The organism is Desulfogranum marinum (assembly GCF_016918565.1).
GTDB classification, from domain to species: domain Bacteria; phylum Desulfobacterota; class Desulfobulbia; order Desulfobulbales; family Desulfobulbaceae; genus Desulfogranum; species Desulfogranum marinum.
In genome coordinates this window covers 50,474-74,258 of sequence record NZ_JAFFQD010000002.1, presented here as the reverse complement: position 1 = coordinate 74,258, position 23,785 = coordinate 50,474, and the positions used below count along the sequence as shown (strand labels likewise).

The window sequence follows — 23,785 nt, the reverse complement described above, 5'->3', positions numbered from 1 at the left end:
ACAACTCACTATGCAGATGAACTTTCCGCCTGTATTGCCAATTAGCTAAGCATCAGGGAATCTTGATTTCTACATCTACACCAGCAGAAAGTTCAAGTTTCATGAGTGCATCTATTGTCTGCTGTGTTGGCTCCAGAATATCAAGGAGTCGACGGTGAGTTCTCATTTCGAACTGTTCACGCGACTTTTTATCGACATGTGGAGACCTCAGTACAGTGTACTTATTCTTACTTGTCGGCAACGGTATTGGGCCAGCAATTGTGGCTCCGGTTCGCCTTGCTGTTTCAACGATTTCCCGTGTTGAAAGGTCAAGCAATTTATGATCGTAGCCTTTCAGCCTAATACGAATCTTATCTGCCGGGATCATAGCACTCCTCTTATTCGATTATTTCGCTGACTACACCTGCGCCTACAGTTCGGCCACCTTCGCGAATTGCGAAACGGAGACCGGCTTCCATGGCGATAGGAGTAATCAACTCTCCAGTGATATGTACGTTATCACCTGGCATTACCATTTCCACGCCTTCCTCAAGCGTAACAATACCAGTCACATCAGTTGTACGAAAATAGAATTGAGGACGGTAACCGTTAAAAAATGGTGTATGACGTCCGCCCTCTTCCTTATTCAAAATATAGGCTTCTGCCTTAAACTTTTTATGCGGGGTTATTGAACCTGGCTTAGCAAGCACCTGACCACGTACGATTTCCTCGCGTTTTACCCCACGTAGAAGAGCACCAATGTTATCTCCGGCCTGCCCTTCGTCGAGCAGTTTACGAAACATCTCAACACCAGTACAGGTAGTTTTTGCAGTGTCACGGATACCTACAATCTCAATTTCATCACCAACATGGATGATTCCACGTTCTATTCTACCTGTCGCAACAGTACCGCGACCTGAAATGGAGAAGACGTCTTCAACCGGCATCAGGAAAGGTTTATCAACATCACGCTCCGGCTCAGGAACATATCCGTCAACAGCTTCCATCAACTCCCAAATACATTTTGCCTTTTCTTCATCTTCCGGATTTTCCAATGCAAGCAGAGCAGAGCCCCGGATAATTGGAATATCATCACCAGGGAAGTCGTACTTATCCAGCAGTTCACGGAGCTCCATTTCCACAAGCTCGATCAACTCCTCGTCATCTACCATGTCGCATTTGTTAAGAAAGACAACCATCGCAGGTACACCTACCTGCCGTGCCAACAAAATGTGCTCACGAGTTTGAGGCATAGGCCCATCGTCAGCGCCAACCACAAGAATAGCACCGTCCATCTGTGCTGCACCAGTGATCATGTTTTTGATATAATCGGCATGACCTGGGCAATCGACGTGAGCGTAATGGCGATTTACCGTTTCATACTCAACATGAGCTGTTGCAATGGTGATACCACGTTCCTTTTCTTCAGGTGCTTTATCAATATCGCTAAAGTCTGTGAAGGATGCTTGTCCTTTTGTGGACAGTACGCGAGTAATTGCCGCAGTCAATGTTGTCTTACCATGGTCAATGTGGCCAATTGTTCCTACATTGACATGCGGTTTAGTCCGCTCAAATTTTTCCTTTGCCATTGCAGCTACCTCTTAAGCTGTTATATCCGGTTAAAAGCCTTTAATCTTTTGTATAATAGCCTCAGCTTTTCTAGCAGGTACATCTGCGAAAGCTGAGAACTGCATCGTAAATACCGCTCGACCTTGGGTTGCTGACCGTAAATCCGTGGAGTAACCAAACATTTCAGATAAAGCCACTTCGGCGTGTATGGTCTGCCTGTCTTTATCAGCATTGACACCGTTTATTTGGGCACCTTTTCTGTTGAGGTCGTTTATAACCTCTCCCAAATAATCATCAGGAGTTATCACCTCAAGGGCCATAATGGGTTCCAACAGAACCGGGTCACCTTCTGCTGCGGCTTTTCTACAGGCCATCGTAGCCGCGACCCCAAACGCCATTTCAGTGGACCGTTCTTCATCGTACGAACCACCGACTAAAACTGCTTCGACATCTGCCATCGGATAACCGATCAGCGGGCCGGAATCCAAACTATCTAAAACACCCTTTTCGATCGCCTGACGAAATTCTTTAGGTATCAGTTTGTCATCTATATCAGAAGTAAAACTCGTCCCTGTTCCTTTCTTGCCAGGTCTAAGCTCTATCTCTACGTGACCGTACTGTTCTTTGCCGGTAACGTGGGTCTCAAACCTTCCTTCTGCACGAGAGCATTTTTTTATTGCTTCTCGGTATGCGACTTGAGGCCTGCCGACATTTGCAGCAACTTTGAAATCACGAATCAGCCGGTCTACAATTATCTCAAGGTGGAGTTCCCCCATTCCGGAAATAATCGTTTGCCCAGTGTCTTCATTTATGGACACTTTAAAGCTGGGATCTTCCTTTGTGACCTTGTCCAGACTGTCCATTAATTTACCCTCGTCTGCTTTAGACTTGGGTTCAATGGCTACACCAATTACAGGTTCAGGAAAGCTCATTTGCTCAAGGATTATATAATCCCCGGAACTACAGAGCGTATCGCCGGTAGTGGTGAATTTCAGCCCAACAATGGCACCAATATCCCCGGCACCGAGCTCTTTGACTTCTTCACGCTTATTCGCATGTAATTTAATCAATTTCGAGATTTTTTCCGTTTTCCGCTTTAGCGGGTTAAAGATCTTGTCCCCAACCTTAAAGGTTCCGGAATAGACTCTAACAAATGCTAAATTCCCTACAAACGGATCAGTTTGCAGCTTAAAAACCAAGCCGCAAAATTTTTCGCTCCTCTCGGATTTGCGGATAAGGGGCGCACCGTTCTTATCCGTCCCCTCAACTGGGGGAACATCTTCGGGTGATGGTAAATACCAGGCAACAGCATCAAGTAAGGGCTGGATTCCTTTATTCTTAAAAGCGGATCCACATAAAACTGGAACAAGGTCCATATTAAGAGTAGCCTTTCTCAATGCCCTGCGTAAATCACCGGGAGCAATCTCTTTGTCTTCTAAATAATATTCCATGACCTCCTCATCGAAGTCGGCCAACTTCTCGAGGAGCGCCATTCTGGCGGCCGATGAATCTCCTAACAACTCTTCAGGAATGCTTTCCATGGTTACGATTTCCCCCATGGATGCTTCATCAAATTTAAGCAGCTTCTGTTCAACAAGATCCACAATACCACTGAAAGAATCTTCTGAACCGACAGGAATTGCTATCGCTACAGGCACAGCACCCAATCGTCGTTCGATCTGCTCTAGACATTTCTCAAAAGAGGCCCCTGTACGGTCCATCTTGTTGACAAATGCTATGCGAGGTATGTTGTATTTGTCAGCCTGCCTCCAGACAGTCTCTGACTGTGGCTCAACCCCGCCTACTGCACAAAAGACGGCTACTACACCGTCCAGCACCCTCAGGCAACGCTCGACCTCTACTGTGAAATCAACGTGGCCGGGAGTGTCAATTATATTAATGGCAATATCTTTCCACTGACAGGTGGTAGCAGCAGAGGTAATGGTTATACCACGCTCTTGCTCCTGCTCCATCCAGTCCATGACGGCATTTCCGTCGTGCACTTCACCAAGCTTATGCGACTTGCCGGTATAAAAAAGAATACGTTCAGTGGTGGTAGTTTTCCCAGCGTCGATATGGGCCATAATGCCGATATTGCGCACCTTGGACAGCGAAGGTGATCCAGCCACAATTTACACCTGTATTCTCTTTAATCATTTTCTGATTATTTAAATTCAAAAAACGAAAACTGTTTACAGTAGACAAAACCTCCTGTCAACAGTTTTCTATGGTTTTTCAAAAAGATCCTTACCAACGATAATGAGCAAAAGCCTTATTTGCTTCTGCCATCTTGTGGGTATCGTCTTTCTTCTTCACAGAACCACCACGACTACTGTATGCATCAAGTATTTCAGCAGCAAGTTTCTGGGCCATTGTCTGGCCGGACCTACTCTGAGCGAACCCCACGATCCACCTGATCGCCAGAGCGTTACGACGCTCAGGACGAACTTCAATAGGTACCTGATAGGTTGCACCACCAACACGACGACTCTTGACCTCAATCCGAGGACGCACGTTCTCCATGGCCTCTTCAAAAATAGTCAACGGCTCTTCGTCAGCGATCTTTTGATCAACTATATCCATCGCATCGTAAAATATTTTACGAGCAGTGGTTTTCTTACCGTCCTGCATCAGACCATTGGTGAACTTGGAAACCAGCACCGAGTTAAACCTTGGATCTGGAGCAACCGGGCGCTTATCTAATAATTTTTTTCTAGGCATTTCATCCCCTACTATACCTTAAAGCAACCTCACTTAGGCCGCTTAGCTCCATACTTAGACCGACCCTGACGACGATCACTAACACCAAGGGTATCCAAGGTACCTCTGACTACATGATAACGAACACCTGGTAAATCCTTCACACGACCGCCTCTAATAAGAACGACCGAGTGCTCCTGCAAGTTATGTCCGATACCTGGTATGTATGACGTTACCTCTATACCATTAGTCAACCTGACCCTGGCAACTTTCCGCAATGCAGAGTTAGGCTTCTTGGGCGTTGTAGTATAGACACGGACGCACACACCTCTTTTCTGCGGACAACTCTGCAAGGCAGGAGTATTAGACCTCTTGGTGGTTTTTTTGCGTCTCTTCCTGACAAGTTGATTTATTGTGGGCATTCAAACCACTCCTTTAAAAATAAGCTTCATAACCATCAATTGGACACGAAAGGTTGGATATATAAACGAAACAATACTAAAGGTCAAGTTTATTTTTCAATTAACTGATTTCTTTAACCCGATATCGATCGAGCCCTGTTCCCGCTGAAATCAAGCGACCCATGATTACATTTTCTTTAAGACCGGACAGGTCATCAATTTTTCCTGCCATTGCTGCATTGGTCAGCACCTTGGTTGTTTCCTGGAAAGAAGCAGCAGAAATAAAAGAATCTGTAGACAAGGAGGCCTTTGTCACTCCTAGCAAAAGCGGTTCGGCAGAGGCAGGCTGTGCCCCCTCTTTGAGTAACCTTTCATTTTCTTCCTGGAACTTCCACCACTCCACCTGTTGATCAAGCATAAAAATAGAATCACCTGGATCGGTGATGCGAATACGCTTGAGCATTTGGCGAACGATCGTTTCAATGTGTTTATCATTAATCTTAACACCCTGAAGACGATATACTTCCTGGATTTCGTTCACTAAAAATTTTGCAAGTTCTTCTGCTCCAAGAACACGCAGGATGTCATTGGGAAGGACTGAGCCTTCCATAAGACGTTCGCCTGCCTTAACATAATCACCTTCGTGGGCGGTAATATGTTTGATCTTTGGTACAAGATATTCTTTTGGTTCTCCTGTTTCAGGAGTAACAATAACCCTTCTTTTCCCTTTCAGGTCTTTACCAAAGGTTACGCGACCGTCAATTTCCGTGATAACCGCCTGCTCTTTTGGTTTACGAACTTCAAAAAGTTCGGCAACCCTGGGAAGACCACCTGTAATATCTTTAGTTTTGGTTGTTTCCCTTGGAATTTTCGCAATAATAGTACCTGGCGTTATTTCATCCGACTCGTTAACAGTGATAACAGACCCTACCGGCAATGGGTATCTGGCAGCTAAATCACCAGCGGGAAGTTTAAGGGTTCGTCCTCGTTCATCTTTGATGGAAATTCTGGGATTCATCTGCTTAGAAGACGAACCAGGAGTAATAACCTTGCTGGCTTTACCGGTAATCTGGTCAACCCGTTCTTGCATGGTATCGCCTTCAACCACGTCACCATATTTAATTTTCCCTCCCACCTCTGTTACGATAGGAATGGAAAAAGCGTCCCAATCAGCAATAATAGTCCCAGGGTCCACTTTACTTGCTTCCTCCACACGAAGTACTGCACCGTATGGGATTGGAAAGCGTTCCCGGTCAACACCTTGGTCATCCAGGACCGTCACCTCCGCATTACGAGTCATGACGACAAGAAATCCTTCATCATTTCTAACAGAGTGAAGTTCCTTATATTGAATTTTGCCACCACGCTGAGTACGCACTTCAGCCTGCTCGACAGCCCTACTCGCAGTTCCACCGATGTGAAAGGTACGCATGGTAAGCTGAGTGCCTGGCTCACCGATAGACTGAGCAGCTATAATACCCACAGCCTCGCCAATATTTACCATATGGCCACGGCCGAGATCCCGGCCATAACACATAGCACAAACGCCCCTCTTAGCCTCACAGGTTAAGACCGAGCGAATCATAACCCGGTCAACACCAGCTGCTTCTATGGCCTCAACTTTTTCCTCTGTGATTTCTTCATCCATCTCTACCAGGACTTCACCGGTATGTGGATCGATGATATCTTCAAGGGCAACCCTTCCTAGGATACGCTCCCCAATGCGGACAATGACCTCACCACCTTCAATCAGTGGTTCAGCCTGCACCCCTCGCATGGTACCACAATCTTTAATAACAATGGTCGAATCTTGAGCTACGTCGACCAGACGCCTTGTCAAATAACCTGAGTTTGCTGTCTTAAGAGCGGTATCTGCCAGACCCTTTCGAGCACCATGAGTAGAAATAAAATATTCAAGGACATTCAGCCCTTCACGAAAGTTAGCTTTAATTGGTGTCTCAATAATTTCGCCTGATGGTTTAGCCATCAGACCACGCATACCAGCTAACTGGCGAATCTGATCCTTAGATCCACGAGCTCCAGAATCAGCCATTATATATACAGCATTGAAGCTCTTAATTTCCTGCACTTTACCAGAGAGATCAGGGGCGTATTCTACGGCCATTTCATCCATCATCTCTTTGGTGATCTTGTCAGTCGCCTTTGACCAAATATCGATAATCTTGTTGTATTTTTCACCGTCGGTTATCAAACCGTCAGTATACTGCTGGTCTACTTCTGCAGCCTCTGTTTCGGCATCTTCAACAAATTCTTCCTTTTTAACAGGAATCATCATGTCATTTATGCAGATGGAAATACCGGCTTTGGTCGCATTTTCGTAGCCTAAATCCTTCAGTCGATCAGCAAGGATAACCGTGTCTTTTGTGCCGGCATGGCGATAGGTATAATCTATGAGGAATGCAAGTTCCTTTTTGGAAAGTTCCTTGTTGACAAGTGAAAAAGGAACAGGACCAGGTAGCAGTTCGCCGACAAGCATTCGCCCAATGGTGGTTTGCACCAAACTGCCTTGAATACGAATTTTGACCCTTGCTTGCAAATGAGCAGCCCCGTGATCGTAGGCCATCCGTGCTTCCACGGGTGAACTATACACGGCCCCTTCGCCAATGACTCCGAACCGTTCCCTTGTCATGTAATACAAACCAAGAACAATATCCTGGCTTGGGATAATAATAGGGCCACCGTTGGCAGGGGATAAGATGTTATTTGTTGACATCATGAGAACCCTGGCTTCAACCTGCGCTTCAACGGAAAGCGGCACGTGGACGGCCATCTGGTCTCCATCAAAATCAGCATTGAAAGCAGCACAAACCAGCGGATGCAGCTGAATAGCCTTTCCTTCGATTAATACCACTTCAAAAGCCTGCATGCCGAGACGATGCAGCGTTGGCGCACGGTTCAGGATAACGGGATACTCTCTTACGATATCATCCAATACGTCCCATACTTCTTTCGCGCCTTTTTCAACCATCTTTCTGGCGCTCTTTATAGTAGTCACATACCCTTTTTGCTCAAGCCGATTGTAAATAAAAGGCTTGAACAACTCCAGGGCCATCTTTTTAGGTAATCCACATTGATGAAGCCGAAGATGAGGCCCAACAACGATAACGGAACGACCCGAGTAATCGACACGCTTACCGAGCAGATTCTGCCGAAAACGACCCTGCTTCCCTTTGAGCATATCGGAAAGAGATTTAAGCGGACGCTTATTGGGCCCGGTGATGGTGCGTCCTCTCCTACCATTATCAAAAAGAACGTCCACGGCTTCCTGAAGCATTCTCTTTTCATTACGAATAATAATATCAGGGGCATCAAGTTCGAGCAGTCGTTTCAGACGATTATTTCTGTTGATTACCCGCCGATAGAGATCGTTAAGATCTGAGGTTGCGAACCGGCCACCTTCAAGAGGTACAAGTGGACGCAAGTCGGGTGGCAAGACGGGAATAACCTCAAGGATCATCCACTCCGGCAAATTTCCTGAGTCACGAAACGCCTCTACTACGTTGAGTCTCTTCCCATACTTGGCTCGTTTGGTTGCAGACCCGGTTTCCTTCATTTCCCGGCGAAGGGTTTCAGAGAGCTCAACCAGGTCGAGTCCCATCAGCATCTCGCGAATAGCCTCAGCCCCTATGCCGACCCTAAAGGCGCCGGGATGATCCTCAAGAGCAGTTCGATATTGTTCTTCATTAAGCAAAGTCGCCACCGGCAGTTCTTCTACAGTGGAAGAGACAATTGCATAGGATTCAAAATAGAGAATGCGCTCCAGTTGCTTGAGCGTCATATCGAGAATGGCACCAATTTTCGACGGAAGGCTTTTCAAAAACCAAATATGAGCCACGGGGGCTGCTAACTCGATATGTCCTAAACGTTCACGACGAACTTTTGACTGAATAACTTCAACGCCACATTTTTCGCAGACAACGCCGCGGTGTTTCATGCGTTTATACTTACCGCAATTACACTCATAGTCTTTGACTGGTCCAAATATCTTTGCACAAAACAATCCATCGCGTTCCGGCTTGAACGTTCTGTAATTAATTGTTTCCGGCTTTTTAACCTCTCCATGGGACCATTCTCTGATCTTTTCAGGAGATGCTAAGGATATCTTTACTTTACTAAAACTGACGGGGCCTTTGGGCTTTGCAAAGAAGCTGAACAGTTCTTCCACGAATTCACCTATATATTTTCAAAAAAGTCATTGACGGTAGAAACGCACGTTGCATTTATTTGCTGGTAGTTTAAGTGCGCTATTCCTGCAGCTCTACATCAAGACAGAGCCCTTTTAATTCTTTAACAAGAACATGAAAGGATTCAGGGAGACCGGTTTCAAGAAAATTGTTGCCTTTAACAATCTTCTCATACATGGTTGTTCGCCCTTCTACATCATCTGATTTAACGGTCAAAAATTCCTTCAACGTGTACGCAGCACCATAGGCTTCCATAGCCCACACTTCCATTTCACCAAGACGCTGACCGCCAAATTGTGCCTTACCACCCAATGGCTGTTGTGTAACCAAGGAGTATGGTCCAGTGGATCGTGCATGGATCTTATTATCAACAAGATGGTGCAACTTTAGCATGTACATGATGCCGACAGTAACTTGATTGTCAAAAGCTTCACCGGTCAACCCATCATACAGGGTTGACTGGCCGACTTCATCTATTCCTGCCTCAACAAGTAATTGTCGAATTTCAGACTCGGATGCTCCATCAAATACCGGGGTAGCCATGTGTAAACCTGTACGAGCTTTACGGCCGAAGTCGAGCAATTGATCGTCGTCAAGTCCTTGCGTGAGTGCTTCATATTCTTCGACAGAATAGATTCTCTGCAACTGCGCTTTCAGCATATCGAGTTCATAATTTCTAGAGAAATTATAGATCTTCTCACCAAGTTTTTTTGCTGCAAAACCTAAATGACATTCAAGCACCTGGCCGACATTCATACGTGAAGGCACACCCAGCGGGTTCAGTACCAAATCGACTGTTGTCCCATCAGCAAAAAAAGGCATGTCTTCCTCAGGAAGCAGTCTGGATACCACACCTTTATTACCATGCCGACCTGCCATTTTATCGCCGACAGCGAGTTTACGCTTGGTAGCCACATAGACTTTAACCATCTTGACGACACCAGGGGGAAGATCATCGCCTTTTTCCATACGTTCGGCTATGCCTTCATATCGGGAACGGACAACTGCAGCCTGGCTGTTATAATTGGTAAAGACATTTTCAATCTGTTCGCTGTACTTTGCTTTCTCAGCAAAATCAAGCACAGGAAGCGCTGCAAAACTTACTTGGCCAAGAACTTTTTCGGTAAGTTGTTTACCCAGTGGCAGTATAACGTTGCCGGATTTGTCTACAATGTCGGATTTGGCAGTACGACCAACTAAAAAGGTAGAGAGTGTATTACGTACGCCTTTCTTGAGACTTTTCAGCTCGTCTTCCATATCACGGTTGAGACGTTCAATCTCATTTTCCTCAATCATGAGGGTACGTTCATCTTTATCGACACCCTTGCGTGAGAAGACCTTGGCATCGATAACCACACCTTCCACCCCGGGTGGGACACGAAGAGAAGAATCTTTAACATCTCCGGCTTTTTCGCCAAAAATAGCGCGTAAAAGTTTTTCTTCAGGGGAAAGCATGCTTTCACCCTTGGGAGTTACCTTACCTACCAGCATATCGCCGGGACCAACCTCAGCCCCCACCCTGACGATTCCCGACTCATCGAGATTACGCAAACCATCTTCACCGACATTTGGTATATCGCGCGTAATTTCCTCTTTCCCGAGCTTTGTATCCCGGGCCATGGTTTCGAAAATTTCGATATGGACAGAAGTAAATGTATCTTCGCGAAGCAACCTTTCGTTAATGAGGATAGAATCCTCAAAGTTGTATCCTCGCCACGGCATGAACGCTATTGTCACGTTTTTTCCAAGGGCAAGTTCCCCGATTTCACACGAAGGACCGTCTGCCAGTACAGTTCCTTTGGTTACCTTTTCGCCGGGCAAAACAAGCGGTTTCTGGTTAAAGCAGGTATTCTGATTGGACTTTTTATACTTAGAGAGCCTATATACCCCAATTCCGGTGTCAAAGCCATCGACTCCAGGTTCATCGTATCGAACGACAATCCTACAGGAATCTACCTCTTCAACCACACCGTCTCCACCCGCAAGAAGACATGCGCCTGAATCTCGAGCCACGTATTTTTCAACCCCGGTGCCGACAAGAGGGGAGCTGGGTTTTAACAGTGGTACTGCCTGGCGCTGCATATTCGACCCCATCAACGCACGGTTAGCATCATCATTCTCAAGAAAGGGTACAAGCGATGCAGCAACAGAAACAAGCTGATTAGGAGCAACATCCATCATGGTGACATCGCTGGAAGGCACCATCGATACTTCATTTTCCTGCCTTGCAATCAGATATTCCGTGGAGATCTGATTGCCATTCATCTCTACCTTAGCAGGAGCAATAGTATGTTTTTCTTCTTGTATAGCAGAAAGATACTTATACTCATCAGAAACAAGCCGCTCCTGAACATACCTGTAAGGAGTCTCAATAAAACCATATGGGTTTACTTTGGCATAGGTGGCCAGGGAAACGATCAAACCGATATTAGGTCCCTCAGGTGTTTCAACAGGACAAATTCTGCCATAATGAGTAGGGTGAACATCACGTACCTCAAACCCAGCACGCTCGCGGGAAAGACCACCAGGCCCAAGAGCGGAAAGTCGCCTTTTGTGAGTCACTTCGGAAAGGGGATTGGTCTGATCCATAAATTGTGAGAGCTGTGAGGTACCGAAGAATTCCTTAATCGCAGAGGTTACAGGCTTAGGATTAACAAGGTCATGTGGCATGAGAGTCTCAATCTCTTGCAACGTCATCCGTTCTTTGGTAGCACGCTCCATGCGGACAAGACCCATGCGATACTGGTTCTCACACAATTCACCGACGGTCCGCACTCTTCTGTTTCCAAGATGATCAATATCATCACCATCCTTAGATTCGTCTTTAATACGCACTAGATGCTGAACACCTTTAAGTATATCTTCCTTGGTAAGGGTACGGTCTTCAATAGGGGTATCTAACCCTAGCTTAGTATTGATTTTATACCGACCGACCTCAGAGAGATCATACGTCCCTGAATTAAAGAAAAGATTTTCAAAAAATGATTGGGCAACTTCAGGCGTTGGAGGACTAGAGGGTCGCAATCTCCTGTAAATTTCAATAAGCGCTTCTTCGGTATCTCTGACTTTATCAACAAAAAGTGTCTTACGGAAAGACTCACTGACACTTACGCCATCGATAAATAAAAGAGAAAAAGAATCAACGGGGTGTTCTTCTATGGATTCTAAAAATGCAGCAGTAATAGGTTCATTACACTTGGCAATAACCTCTCCGGTCGTATTATCGACGATATCTTGTGCAAAAAATCTTTCGAGCAACTGGTCAGGTTCAACAGCAACTTCCTCAATGCCGGCTTCAATAATCCTTTTGGAAAGCGCTTTAGATATTTTACGGCCTTTCTTTCCAATAACTGAACCATCTGCCGGACTAATCAGGTCAATATTAAGACGCTGTCCGGTGAACGTTTCAGGATTAAATTTGATACTGAACTGTCCATCTTTATAGTAGACAATATCAGATTTATAAAACTCCTGTAAAAGACTCTCATCATCGTATCCCAACGCCTTAAGCAGTACTGTAACAGGGAGTTTTCTCCGTCTGTCAATACGAACATACAGAACGTCTTTAATGTCGAACTCAAAATCAAGCCACGAGCCTCGAACAGGAATAATCCGCGCAGAATAGAGCCTTTTCCCTGAGGAGTGCGATTTACCGTTGTCATGGGTAAAGAAAAGTCCGGGAGATCGCTGCAGCTGGTTCACAACGACTCTTTCCGTACCATTGACAACAAAAACACCATCTTGGGTCATGAGCGGCAAAGCGCCAAGAAAAATTTCCTGTTCTTTTATGTCGCGTACAGACTGCACTCCGGTCTCTTCATCAACATCAAAGGTAATTAGCCTGACAGTGATTTTGACAGGCACCTCATAGGTCATTCCTCTTTCGACACACTCATCAACAGTATATTTAGATTCACCAAACGAGTATCGGACGAACTCAAGGGAGCATAGCCCGTTAAAATCGGTAATGGGAAATATATCTTGAAAAATTGCCTGTAAACCATGGAGTTGACGTTCGTCAGGTGGTATATCTCTTTGCAAAAAATGCTCATAAGATTCTCGCTGCATTGCTATAAGATGCGGCGGTTCAACAACGTGGCTTGTTTTGGCAAAACTTTTACGTACTCTTTTCATCGTTTTCCTCGAAATTTCCGCGAAATCTGGGGCCAGCAAAGAAACTTACTACTAACCGCCTGATGTTACGAATATATTTCCCCGTGTCTTAACTTCTACCCGCAAACGCAAGAACGCTACAGGATGATTAACCCTGTAGCGTTACCAGCGATGTAAGCTTTGTTGACGGGATAAATCCCGATCAACACGAATGAATATATTTTTATTTTATTTCGACTGCGCCACCAACGCCTTCGATTTGAGACTTAATCTCTTCAGCTTCTTCTTTGGTTACACCTTCTTTAATAGGTGCTGGTGCACCTTCAACCAGAGCCTTAGCTTCTTTCAAACCGAGAGAAGTGATGGCGCGTACCTCTTTAATGACTTTTATTTTCTGATCGCCAGCGGCGGTCAAAACAGCATCAAATTCGGTCTGCTCTGCTGCAGCGGCACCTTCATCGCCACCACCAGCACCAACAGCAGCAACTGCTACTGGTGCTGCTGCAGATACACCAAATTTGTCTTCAAGTTCCGTGATGAGCTCTGAAAGCTCAAGTACGGTCATATTGGAAATAAACTCAATTACATCTTCTTTAGTTACAGCCATTGTCTTTCCTCCGGACAAAATGTTCCCATAAATAGAATAATCTGGTACCACATGATTAACAGATTACAATTAGTTTTCTTTCTGCTCCTTGATGGCTTGCAGACCATAAACAAGTTTTTGCGGTATACCGTTAAGTACACGAACAAAACCTGTAGGAACAGCAGCCATTGTCCCAAGTAATTTACCAAGAAGTTCATCTTTACTTGGCAGCTTGGAAAGCGCGACAACATCTTCAGCGCTTAAAACACTTCCTTCCAAAGCAGCAGAACGAATCTCTAACGCTTTGAATTCTTTACTGAAAGCAGCTAATGCCTTCGCAGGTCCAACAGGTTCTTCAAAACTAAAAGCAATAGCTGTTGTTCCGGTAAAGGATTCCGTCAGTCCTTCATACTCTGTGCCTTTTACAGCAAGTCGCAGCAGTGTGTTTTTTGCAATCTGGAACTGCGCATCATTCTCACGCAGTACGTGGCGCAACTTCTCCAGTTCCGTAACCTTCAATCCTCGGTAGTCTGTAACTACTGCGAATTTTGCTTTGGAAAAGGTCTCGTTGAGCTCACTGACCAAACCGGTCTTTTCGTTGCGATCCAACGTAATTACCTCCTAAATGTCACGGGATTGTCAAAGTTGCAGATAGAGGAAACGACAAGACAATCTTTCGATACAGAAGTATCAACTTCGGCCTCGGCAGGATACTCCCAGTTGAGAGTAATTAAACATCCGTACCTGCTGTCTCTGACCATCCCAGGTTTAAAACCAATACAAGGTGAAAATTAGCTTAAAATTCTCCAAGTATAAAAAAGCTATCTAATCCCATAGTAAAAAGTATGAGATCAAGAAGCACTAAGCACCCTTGATTAAGGACCTGACCTGTAATGGGTCAACTTTAAAACCAGGTCCCATGGTGCTGGATAAGCTGATAGTTCTCAGATAAACCCCTTTACTTGAAGAAGGTTTCAGCTGTATCAATTTATCAACAAAAGCAGAAATGTTTTCACTTAACTTATCTACGCCAAAAGAAACCTTACCAATGGCGGCATGTACAACACCAGCTTTATCAACCCTGAAGTCAACTTTTCCCATTTTGACTTCCTTGACAACACGTTCGATATCAAAGGTAACGGTACCAAGCTTGGCATTAGGCATAAGATTTCTTGGTCCGAGAACGCGACCAATTTTACCTACTTCACCCATCATGTCAGGAGTGGCAATGGTTTTGTCAAACTCAAGCCATCCTTCCTTTATTTTCTCAACGAGTTCATCACTTCCGGCGAAATCAGCTCCAGCAGCAAGTGCCTCAGCTTCTTTTTCTCCTTTTGCGAAGACAAGCACCCTCACCTCTTTACCCGTTCCGTGGGGTAGGATTACACTTGAACGAACCATTTGATCAGCGTGACGTGGGTCTACACCGAGTCTCACTGCAATATCGACAGACTCGTCAAACTTTGCATATTTACCCTTGAGCATCAAATCGATAGCTTCGTCTAGGTCATACAGGTTGAGGGGATCCCTATCTTTAATACTATTCTTATAATTCTTTCCGCGTTTCGGCATTTTAACTCACCCTAATTAAATTCTCCCTGGCACAAGGTGAACTGTGCAGGTATAACGAACCGGTTGAAAATATCAAACAACCGTTATGCCACAGCTTCTGGCAGTTCCTTCAACAATACGTACGGCCTGATCAACTGTAAAAGCATTAAGATCAGGCATCTTGATTTCAGCAATCTCTTTAATCTGATCCTTACTCAGTTCAGCAACACGTTCGCGTTTTGGATTACTTGACCCCTTATCCAGGCCGGCAGCTTTAAGCAGCAAGACTGAAGCCGGTGGGGTTTTTGTAATAAAACTGAATGATCGATCATTATAAACCGTTATAACAACCGGAATAATGGTATCCCCTGCGCTCTGCGTCTTCGCATTGAAGGCTTTACAGAAATCCATTATATTCACACCATGCTGTCCAAGTGCGGGGCCAACAGGAGGTGAAGGGTTAGCCTTACCGGCTGGAATTTGCAATTTAATATATGATTGTACTTTTTTTGCCATGATATACTCCTACACTAAACTCAACGTGCCTAGTTATTACTTACCTGTATATATTCAAGCTCTACAGGGGTTGATCGCCCGAATATAGACACCATTACCTTTACGCGTCCTTTATCAGGATAAACTTCCTCTATAACACCTTGGAAATTTGCAAAAGGACCGTCAATAACCCTAACCGTATCACCTTCAGCAAAGACAACTTTTGGTTTTGGCTTGCTTGCTCCCTCGGCTATACGGCCGATAATTTGCATTGCCTCCTTATCTGTCAGAGAGGGTATCCGTTTAAAAAGCTCTTCGCCGGCAATAGCTTGATTCGCGTTAACACCAACAAAACCAGTCACACGGGGTGTTTCTTGAACTGTGTGCCAAGTATGCTCGTTCATTTCCATGTTTACCAGAATGTAGCCTGGAAAGAATTTGCGCTCTGAGGTTTTCCTTGACCCCTTTACCATCTCAACCACCTGCTCAGTAGGCACGAGCACTTCACCGAACATCTCTCCTTGTCCCGCATTTTTAATGCGTTCCTCCAGAGTAGCTTTTACCTTATTTTCGAATCCGGTGTGGGTGTGTACAATATACCAGTGCTTTGCCATATATTTAGGAGGGGCAGAGAGTTAATTAAGGAGAGTGGAAACGAACTTGCCTAACAACAAATCAACCATCCCGAGATAGAGTGAAATGATGACGACCAAAACAATAACAAAACCAGTAAGGCCAACAGTCACTTTCTTTTGAGGCCAAGCAATCTTATTAAACTCAACCTGCACTTCCTGAATGAATGCTCGAATAGCGGAAGGTGAAAAACTTGCTTTTTTTCCTGACGTGGCAATGTCTTTCTTGCCAACACTTTTCGCCTTGATACTCCGGGATTTTTTCTTAGCTGTCATTATCTCTGACGGGTGAGTTATCTTAAGTTGATACTGCTGACAAATAATGGCAGGCCAGGAGGGATTCGAACCCCCAACCCCCGGATTTGGAGTCCGGTGCTCTACCAATTAGAGCTACTGGCCTGCAGACTATTTTGTTTCCTTATGAGGAGTATGCGTTTTACAGAACGGACAGTACTTCTTCAACTCCAGCTTATGTGGAATTGTCCGCTTATTTTTGGTGGTGGTGTAATTTCGCTGCTTACAATCTTGGCAAGCAAGCGTGATAATATCTCTCATGATACATCCCAATAGAGTGACTAAAGCCGGGACAATGCCCGGCTACAAGATCCACTACACTAAAGTCCATCCTGCCCGATACAGCAGGAAAAAACTATTTTATTCAATTATTTCGCTTACAACTCCAGCGCCAACTGTTCGACCGCCCTCGCGGATTGCAAAACGTAACCCTGCTTCCATCGCGATTGGAGTTATGAGCTCTCCGGTAATATGAACATTATCACCAGGCATAACCATCTCAACTCCTTCCTCAAGCGTAACAATGCCGGTCACATCCGTTGTACGGAAGTAGAACTGCGGACGATATCCGTTGAAAAATGGAGTGTGTCGACCACCTTCCTCTTTATTGAGGATGTAAGCCTCAGCTTTAAATTTCTTATGAGGTGTAATCGAACCTGGTTTAGCAAGAACCTGACCACGGACTATTTCTTCGCGTTTCACACCACGAAGTAACGCTCCGATATTGTCACCAGCTTGCCCCTCATCAAGGAGCTTGCGGAACATCTCAACACCGGTACAGGTTGTCTTTGCAGTATCTTTAATACCAACAATCTCAATTTCATCACCAACGTGGATAATCCCTCGCTCTACACGGCCTGTAGCAACAGTACCTCGACCCGAAATAGAGAAAACATCTTCAACAGGCATCAAGAAAGGTTTATCAACATCACGCTCCGGCTCAGGTACATAGCTGTCAACAGCTTCCATCAGTTCCCAAACGCACTTAGCCTTTTCTTCATCTTCAGGGTTTTCCAGCGCCAGAAGTGCGGATCCACGAACGATCGGAATGTCATCACCAGGGAAGTCATACTTGTCAAGCAACTCACGAAGCTCCATCTCTACCAGCTCGATAAGCTCTTCGTCATCTACCATGTCACATTTATTAAGAAAAACGACCATGGCAGGAACGCCGACCTGACGAGCAAGAAGTATGTGCTCACGGGTCTGAGGCATTGGACCATCATCTGCACCGACAACCAAAATAGCGCCGTCCATCTGAGCGGCACCAGTGATCATGTTCTTAATGTAATCAGCATGCCCTGGACAGTCTACATGCGCATAGTGACGAGCTTCAGTCTCGTACTCTACATGAGCCGTGGCAATCGTGATACCGCGCTCCTTTTCCTCAGGAGCCTTATCGATATCACTAAAGTCAGTAAATGCTGCCTGCCCTTTTGTAGAAAGTACTCGAGTGATTGCTGCGGTGAGTGTTGTCTTACCATGGTCAATGTGGCCGATAGTCCCAACATTGACATGTGGCTTCGTCCGCTCAAATTTTTCCTTTGCCATTTAACGTCTCCTCGGACAAAATTTCAACTTGACTCAGCCGACCTATTAGCGCAATCGACTGATACTTGGAGCCCACGACCGGACTTGAACCGGTGACTTCCTCCTTACCAAGGAGGTACTCTACCACTGAGTTACGTGGGCCCAGAATCTTTGTGTACACACAATAAAGCTCCCTATTATTTACACGCTGGAGCGGGAAACGAGACTCGAACCCGCAACCCTCAGCTTGGAAGGCTGATGCTCTACCAATTGAGCTATTCCCGCCCGTGCTTAGCAAACAACAAAAGGAGCAAAAACTTATTACTTTTTCCAGTAATCAGATGGTGGAGGGGGGAGGATTTGAACCTCCGAAGGCTACGCCGACAGATTTACAGTCTGTTCCCTTTGACCACTCGGGAACCCCTCCACTATATATTTCTTTCAGGCACCACTTGAATCCCTGCGCCTGCTCATCTCAACTTGGAGCTGGCGATGGGACTTGAACCCGCAACCCCCTGATTACAAATCAGGTGCTCTGCCAGTTGAGCTACGCCAGCCTGAAGTCAGCCATTATACAGCTATTTTTTCCTTTGTCAATCTTTTTTTCACTTTTCTTGACTCCAACTAGTAACACTTGCGGATACAAAGACTGGATCTTCCAAAGAGATGTTTGGCAATCGACTTACCATCACCAAAAAATCGGTGCACATCTCTTTATCCTATTGCGATCGAAAAAACAACAAAAAAAAAGCCGGAGGCAAAAAGCCTCCGGCTTGCACAACAAACTTGGCAGATTATGTTTAATCGTTCAACGGATCCTTAACATATGCAGATTCGCGGAATCGCTCAAATGCCATGGCAAACGTCCTGAAAACGATATGAGCAAATTTTGTATATGGTAGATACAAAAACAGCATCATAACCGAAACAAGATGCAAATAATATACAACATATCCCAGGGAAGGTATACCAACCAAACGAAGCAGCTCGGCTGCCAAACCAGTAACACCGACACCTGCGATCATCCAAATGAGGAACCAGTCGTAAAAGGTGTTACTCGCCTTCCCTTCAGCCTCCATTTTTGTGCGGTTCATCCACAGTATTCCAATACCTACAATCATCGCCACAGCAGAAACATTGGCAAGGAGCTTTATAGGGTTCCACATGGATATAGGTCCATGCATCGATGGAATAAAGATGCCTATTACATCCTGGGTAAAGGCTGAATAAATGGTTACGATAAACAAACCAATAAAAGCGAGCATCAGGGGTAAATGTCCACGAACCCTGTCTACATTAACGGTACACTCACGAAACCGGTTATGTGAAACTATTTCCTTGAGTGATGGCCAGAGAAAATCCTTGATAAACAAAGAAACTGAAGGTCTGTAGAGCACTTCACCTATGCCAAGATTCTCTTCCATTTTTTTCCACATGGAAGAAATAGCCTTGTATAAAGAAAAGGCTGCAATACCAACGGCCGAGAGCATTATGATATCAATAAAAAGTACATTTTTTGATAACAATCGAAAATCCCAGTGCCCAAAAAAATGGGTGTATCCTACATGGGCAAATTTCTCACCGGCAGGAATATGCATTCCTCCGGAAATAAGCCATAACACAAATATAGTTACAGCAGGTATGCCTATGAGCATGGGCAAATTTTTTGCGCTGCTGCATAATTTGGCCAATCCACTTGGCCATCCATAATGCTGATAAGCGTATGCTCTAATCGCACCAAGTACATCACCTGGTTTTGCTCCCCTTGGACATGCATCAGAGCAATCACCGCAGTGATGACAAAGAAAAACATTGGGATCTGCAAGGAGCTTTTCTTTCATTCCCCACTGTGCGAGAATCATTTCTCTACGGGGAAAAGGGTCACCGTCTTTTGACAGCGGACAAGCGACTGAACAAGTGGCACACTGGTAACACTGCTTTAGAGTATCACCACCAGCCTCCTTCATAGCCTTAATAAAATTAAAATCCGGCTGTACGTTCATAGATATAATTTCCTCCTGTTATGAAATATGCCAAACCATTATCATTTTCACTGTAACAATGCCAAACGAAAGAAATCTCTGCAGCCCATTCATATATGGGCCGCAGAGCGTGGAACGGGAACTAGAAGCCCTTAAATGGGTTTGGTCCCATTTCAATGATAGACTCCACAAACTCATCAACGATGGCTGGGACTTTATCATAGTCGGAGATGGCTATTTCATGCACTCCACATCTTTCAGGCTCAAGACCGAGGGAACCGAGAGTCTCGCCGATATTTTCCATACGTTTAGTCGCAATTTCAGACCCTTTGACAAAGTGGCACTGATAATCGTCACCATATTTACAGCCAAGTAACAGTGCACCATCCATTCCTGAAGACATGGCATCTTTAATCCAGACCATGTTAACGGAACCAAGACAGCGTACCGGAATGAACCGAACCAACGTGTTCATTTTATTACGGTGCATTCCAGACATGTCGATCGCTGGATATGCATCGTTTTCACAAACAAAGACAGCAATTCTCAGTTTATCTTCATCATCATCGGGTACCTCAATAGCCTTAACCATTGAACCGATCATGTCGATACTGTAATCAGCAAAATTGATAATACGTTCCGGGCAAGCCCCCATACAGGTACCACAACGACGACAGCGGGTCGGATTCGGTAATGGAGTACCTTTTTCGTCATCATCGAGAGCGCCAAAAGGACATTCTTCCGTACAGCGCTTACACTGCGTACAGCGAGACATGAAAAAGTCCGGATAGGTCTGATCACCGGAACGCGGATGGACGGAAACACCACGATTAGCAGACTCAATACACTGGATTGCTTTGAGAGCAGCACCAGTAGCATCATCTATGGTCTCTTCCATGGTTTCAGCTTTACGAACACCACCACAGGTGTAGACACCGGTTCGACGGGTCTCATAAGGAAAACAAATAAAATGAGAATCCGCATAACCATCGAAAAGATCAAGATCCAAGAAGGCAGGTCCCTGACGATACGCCAGATTAATCACTGACTCCTGAGCAGTTGTAGGTTCCATACCAGCGGCCAGAACCACCATATCAACTTCAAGGGCAAGGTCTTCACCAAGCAAGGTATCCTCTGCAGTGACAACAAGCCCACTGCCTGATTCCTCTACTTTGGTTACAGCAGCCTTGGTCATGAAAACGCCGTCTTTGGACTGCATTCCTTTATAGAACAGTTCAGCATTACCAGGTGTACGCATATGCTGGTACAAAATAAAGGCCTGACCATTTTCAGGATTATCATCTACTACATAGTTAGCCTGCTTCAGTGCGACCATGGAAGTAACAGAGTTACAGAAAGGAAAATCCTTGTCACTTTCTTTGGCACCAGGGCTTAAAACAAAAGCAACCCTTGCAGGTACACTCCCTTCCTTGGCGAGCTTTTCAAATTCAGCGTTGGTGACTACTTTAGCGTATTGATCGTAGCCAAGATGTTCGAATTCTGAAACAGAAGCCGGCTTCCAGCCTGTGGCAAGTACCACAGCACCAAACATCTCACCATTCGGATTAAGTTCAGTATATTTAACAAGGCCATCATTGGGATCTTCCAACTCACCCTTATCGATCTTTTCTTGTTGATCTACGGTTACCTTCTCGGGTGCATCCCATTCGGTAGCAACGCCGGCGTCCTTAATAGTAACATTAAATGCTCCTGGTGAACCACCAATACGAGCTACTTCTGCTCCGGTTTTAATGGTGATTTTCCCATTAGACTGAACGTCAGCAATCATCTGCTCGATATTAGGGGCTTCAAGCTCTGCATAAGGGTAGGCGGTTGGGAACATCTTTCTCCAGCCCAGAGCTTTCCCGCCGATTACAGCCTCTTTTTCAACTATAGTAACCTCATAACCAGCCTTGGCAGCTTCGCTGGCAGCAGTGATACCTGCAATACCGCCACCCATGACAAGAATTTTCTTGCTCAGGGTTTCCATCAAATAAGGTTCGGGCTTCTCAGTCTTCTTTGCACGGGTAACTGCCATACGCACGTAGTCTTCGCCCATTTCCTGAATAAATTCGTCGACCTCCTCAGAGGCCTCCTCACCTTCTTCAGGCTCACCAACAGTCCATGCAACATGCTCACGCAAGTTACCGCGAACAGTGATGGTATCTTCACCAAAATTAAATTCATCCTGCATTACACGGGGAGAACAGGCGCAGACGACGATGGTATTGACCCCATTATCTGCTATATCCTGCTCGATAAAAGAACGTCCGCCTGCACCACAAAGGCAGGCGTGTTCTTTCATTTCAATGCCGGTTTCAGATGCTGCTTCCTTGAGTCCGTCTACATCCAGGACATCACCAATGCCGCACCCTGTACAAAGATATGCACCATATACTTTATCCATTGTCTCTCCTCCTAGCGTCCGATCTGAATTGCTTTAAGAGCCGCTGCAGTAGAAGACTGGCCGCTGGTGTACACGTCAACAGCAGCTTTTGCACAGCCAGCAGATATCATCCCTTTTTCAGGCTCGGAAACAATAAAGCCATTACCATCGATGGTAAGACCAAGTTCCTGCCCTTGAGCCATTGCCGGCTTCATACCTGTTGCAAGAACACACATGTCAACTTTCTGTTGAACCTTGTTTGCAGTCAAGGTGTCCTCAGCGATTACTGTAACACCACCGTCACCCTCAGCTACGATATCGGCTACTTTTCCTTTGATGAAAGTAGTGTTCTCGTCGGCTGTGAATTTTTCACGGAAACTTTCGTATTTACCCGGGGTACGAAGGTCAATATAGAATACATAAATCTTAGCTTCCGGATACTGTTCGCGGATATAGGATATCTGCTTGAATGTTGCCATGCAGCAGATATAGGAACAATGTTCCATATGATTTTCATCACGAGAACCGGCACACTGCACAAACGCAAACGATTCAGGCTCTTTATCATCACCTGGACGAAGGATTTTGCCGGCTGTAGGACCGTTGTCAGCAGCCAGTCTTTCCATCATCATGTTGGTAATGATAGCAGGAGAAGAATTGAATTTGAGATTTTCAATTTTCTCGGCATCATAAGGATTCCAACCTGTAGACCAGATAATAGCACTCACATTCAAAGTGAATGTTTTACTCTGCATTTCCGTATCAACAGCATCGTATTTACAGGCAGCTTTTACAGCCTCAAGACATTCGGCGGAACAGGCTTCCTTATCAAGCACATAACGACGTGGAAAAGCCATTTCATGCGGTAAATAAGCAGCCTTGATTTTTCTCATGCCAAAGTTAAAAGGGTCATCAATTTCATCAGTACAGGCGGCAGCACAATCACCACAGGCAGTACAGTTGGAATTAATGTAGCGCGGTGCTGTTTCAAGTTCGACTTGAAAGTTACCAGGTCCACCAGAAACCGATTTGACGGTTGTCATGGTGTAGGTTCTGATTCCTCGATTGTCCTTGATACGTTTAAAGTTAATCTCAAGACCACAAGTCGGCGGACAAAGTTTTGGGAAATATTGATTTAACTGTGCCACACGACCGCCGAAATAGGGATTTTTATCGATTAGATACACATCTTTACCGACTTCCGCAGCCTCCAAGGCAGCTGTCAGGCCGCTAATACCACCGCCGACAACCAGTACTGCACCATTTCCTGCAGTGTCACTCATGCCAAACCTCCATAACTGCTGATAATTAATGAAAGGAGTTTTTTGTTTCAATTGATCCGAAGAGAAGAGTTAACCTATC

The 23,785-nt window shown here is 45.2% G+C and carries 18 protein-coding genes and 5 tRNA genes; all 23 read right to left on the bottom strand.

Going from position 1 to position 23,785, the window contains the following annotated elements; all coding sequences use genetic code 11:
• Window positions 1–52: 52 nt before the first annotated feature.
• Window positions 53–364 carry a 30S ribosomal protein S10 gene (rpsJ, locus tag JWH17_RS02135; protein WP_028585188.1) on the bottom strand — a complete coding sequence of 104 codons (312 nt, stop codon included), beginning with the start codon at window positions 362–364 and terminating at the stop codon, window positions 53–55.
• 13 nt (window positions 365–377) lie between these two features.
• On the bottom strand, window positions 378–1,568 hold the full coding sequence (gene tuf / locus JWH17_RS02130; protein WP_205220908.1) for an elongation factor Tu: 1,191 nt from the start codon (window positions 1,566–1,568) through the stop codon (window positions 378–380).
• A 30-nt stretch (window positions 1,569–1,598) separates the two neighbouring features.
• Window positions 1,599–3,677, bottom strand: coding sequence for an elongation factor G (fusA, locus tag JWH17_RS02125; protein WP_205220907.1), 2,079 nt, complete (start codon window positions 3,675–3,677; stop codon window positions 1,599–1,601).
• Window positions 3,678–3,795: 118 nt separating this feature from the next.
• Window positions 3,796–4,269 carry a 30S ribosomal protein S7 gene (gene rpsG, locus JWH17_RS02120; RefSeq protein ID WP_205220906.1) on the bottom strand — a complete coding sequence of 158 codons (474 nt, stop codon included), beginning with the start codon at window positions 4,267–4,269 and terminating at the stop codon, window positions 3,796–3,798.
• A 29-nt stretch (window positions 4,270–4,298) separates the two neighbouring features.
• The gene (rpsL, locus tag JWH17_RS02115; protein ID WP_205220905.1) at window positions 4,299–4,670 is read right to left on the bottom strand and encodes a 30S ribosomal protein S12; all 372 of its coding nucleotides are present in this window, start codon (window positions 4,668–4,670) and stop codon (window positions 4,299–4,301) included.
• Window positions 4,671–4,770: 100 nt separating this feature from the next.
• Window positions 4,771–8,835, bottom strand: a complete 4,065-nt coding sequence (gene rpoC / locus JWH17_RS02110; RefSeq protein ID WP_205220904.1) for a DNA-directed RNA polymerase subunit beta' — start codon at window positions 8,833–8,835, stop codon at window positions 4,771–4,773.
• 79 nt (window positions 8,836–8,914) lie between these two features.
• Window positions 8,915–12,988 (bottom strand): DNA-directed RNA polymerase subunit beta, encoded by a 4,074-nt coding sequence (rpoB, locus tag JWH17_RS02105; RefSeq protein ID WP_205220903.1) that lies wholly within the window; start codon window positions 12,986–12,988, stop codon window positions 8,915–8,917.
• Window positions 12,989–13,190: 202 nt separating this feature from the next.
• The gene (gene rplL / locus JWH17_RS02100; RefSeq protein WP_205220902.1) at window positions 13,191–13,574 is read right to left on the bottom strand and encodes a 50S ribosomal protein L7/L12; all 384 of its coding nucleotides are present in this window, start codon (window positions 13,572–13,574) and stop codon (window positions 13,191–13,193) included.
• Between the two features lie 69 nt (window positions 13,575–13,643).
• Window positions 13,644–14,162 carry a 50S ribosomal protein L10 gene (gene rplJ, locus JWH17_RS02095; protein ID WP_205220901.1) on the bottom strand — a complete coding sequence of 173 codons (519 nt, stop codon included), beginning with the start codon at window positions 14,160–14,162 and terminating at the stop codon, window positions 13,644–13,646.
• A 252-nt stretch (window positions 14,163–14,414) separates the two neighbouring features.
• Entirely contained in the window at window positions 14,415–15,125 is a 711-nt protein-coding gene (gene rplA / locus JWH17_RS02090; protein ID WP_205220900.1) for a 50S ribosomal protein L1, read from the bottom strand.
• Between the two features lie 72 nt (window positions 15,126–15,197).
• Entirely contained in the window at window positions 15,198–15,620 is a 423-nt protein-coding gene (gene rplK, locus JWH17_RS02085) for a 50S ribosomal protein L11 (protein WP_205220899.1), read from the bottom strand.
• Between the two features lie 29 nt (window positions 15,621–15,649).
• Window positions 15,650–16,213 (bottom strand): transcription termination/antitermination protein NusG, encoded by a 564-nt coding sequence (nusG, locus tag JWH17_RS02080; protein ID WP_205220898.1) that lies wholly within the window; start codon window positions 16,211–16,213, stop codon window positions 15,650–15,652.
• A 21-nt stretch (window positions 16,214–16,234) separates the two neighbouring features.
• Window positions 16,235–16,507 carry a preprotein translocase subunit SecE gene (gene secE / locus JWH17_RS02075; protein ID WP_205220897.1) on the bottom strand — a complete coding sequence of 91 codons (273 nt, stop codon included), beginning with the start codon at window positions 16,505–16,507 and terminating at the stop codon, window positions 16,235–16,237.
• Between the two features lie 47 nt (window positions 16,508–16,554).
• A tRNA-Trp gene (locus JWH17_RS02070) sits at window positions 16,555–16,631 on the bottom strand.
• Window positions 16,632–16,636: 5 nt separating this feature from the next.
• The gene (gene rpmG / locus JWH17_RS02065; RefSeq protein WP_205220896.1) at window positions 16,637–16,786 is read right to left on the bottom strand and encodes a 50S ribosomal protein L33; all 150 of its coding nucleotides are present in this window, start codon (window positions 16,784–16,786) and stop codon (window positions 16,637–16,639) included.
• Window positions 16,787–16,885: 99 nt separating this feature from the next.
• A complete protein-coding gene (tuf, locus tag JWH17_RS02060; RefSeq protein ID WP_205220895.1) occupies window positions 16,886–18,076 on the bottom strand; it encodes an elongation factor Tu in 1,191 nt (396 codons plus the stop codon).
• 66 nt (window positions 18,077–18,142) lie between these two features.
• Window positions 18,143–18,217: transfer RNA gene (locus JWH17_RS02055), tRNA-Thr, on the bottom strand.
• Window positions 18,218–18,264: 47 nt separating this feature from the next.
• Window positions 18,265–18,340: transfer RNA gene (locus JWH17_RS02050), tRNA-Gly, on the bottom strand.
• A gap of 57 nt (window positions 18,341–18,397) precedes the next feature.
• Window positions 18,398–18,482: transfer RNA gene (locus JWH17_RS02045), tRNA-Tyr, on the bottom strand.
• A 54-nt stretch (window positions 18,483–18,536) separates the two neighbouring features.
• Window positions 18,537–18,612: transfer RNA gene (locus tag JWH17_RS02040), tRNA-Thr, on the bottom strand.
• Between the two features lie 243 nt (window positions 18,613–18,855).
• On the bottom strand, window positions 18,856–20,058 hold the full coding sequence (qmoC, locus tag JWH17_RS02035; protein ID WP_205220894.1) for a quinone-interacting membrane-bound oxidoreductase complex subunit QmoC: 1,203 nt from the start codon (window positions 20,056–20,058) through the stop codon (window positions 18,856–18,858).
• Window positions 20,059–20,179: 121 nt separating this feature from the next.
• Window positions 20,180–22,444: a hydrogenase iron-sulfur subunit gene (locus JWH17_RS02030; RefSeq protein ID WP_205220893.1), complete on the bottom strand. Its 2,265-nt coding sequence runs from the start codon at window positions 22,442–22,444 to the stop codon at window positions 20,180–20,182.
• Between the two features lie 11 nt (window positions 22,445–22,455).
• Entirely contained in the window at window positions 22,456–23,706 is a 1,251-nt protein-coding gene (locus JWH17_RS02025) for an FAD-dependent oxidoreductase (protein WP_205220892.1), read from the bottom strand.
• Window positions 23,707–23,785 lie beyond the last annotated feature (79 nt).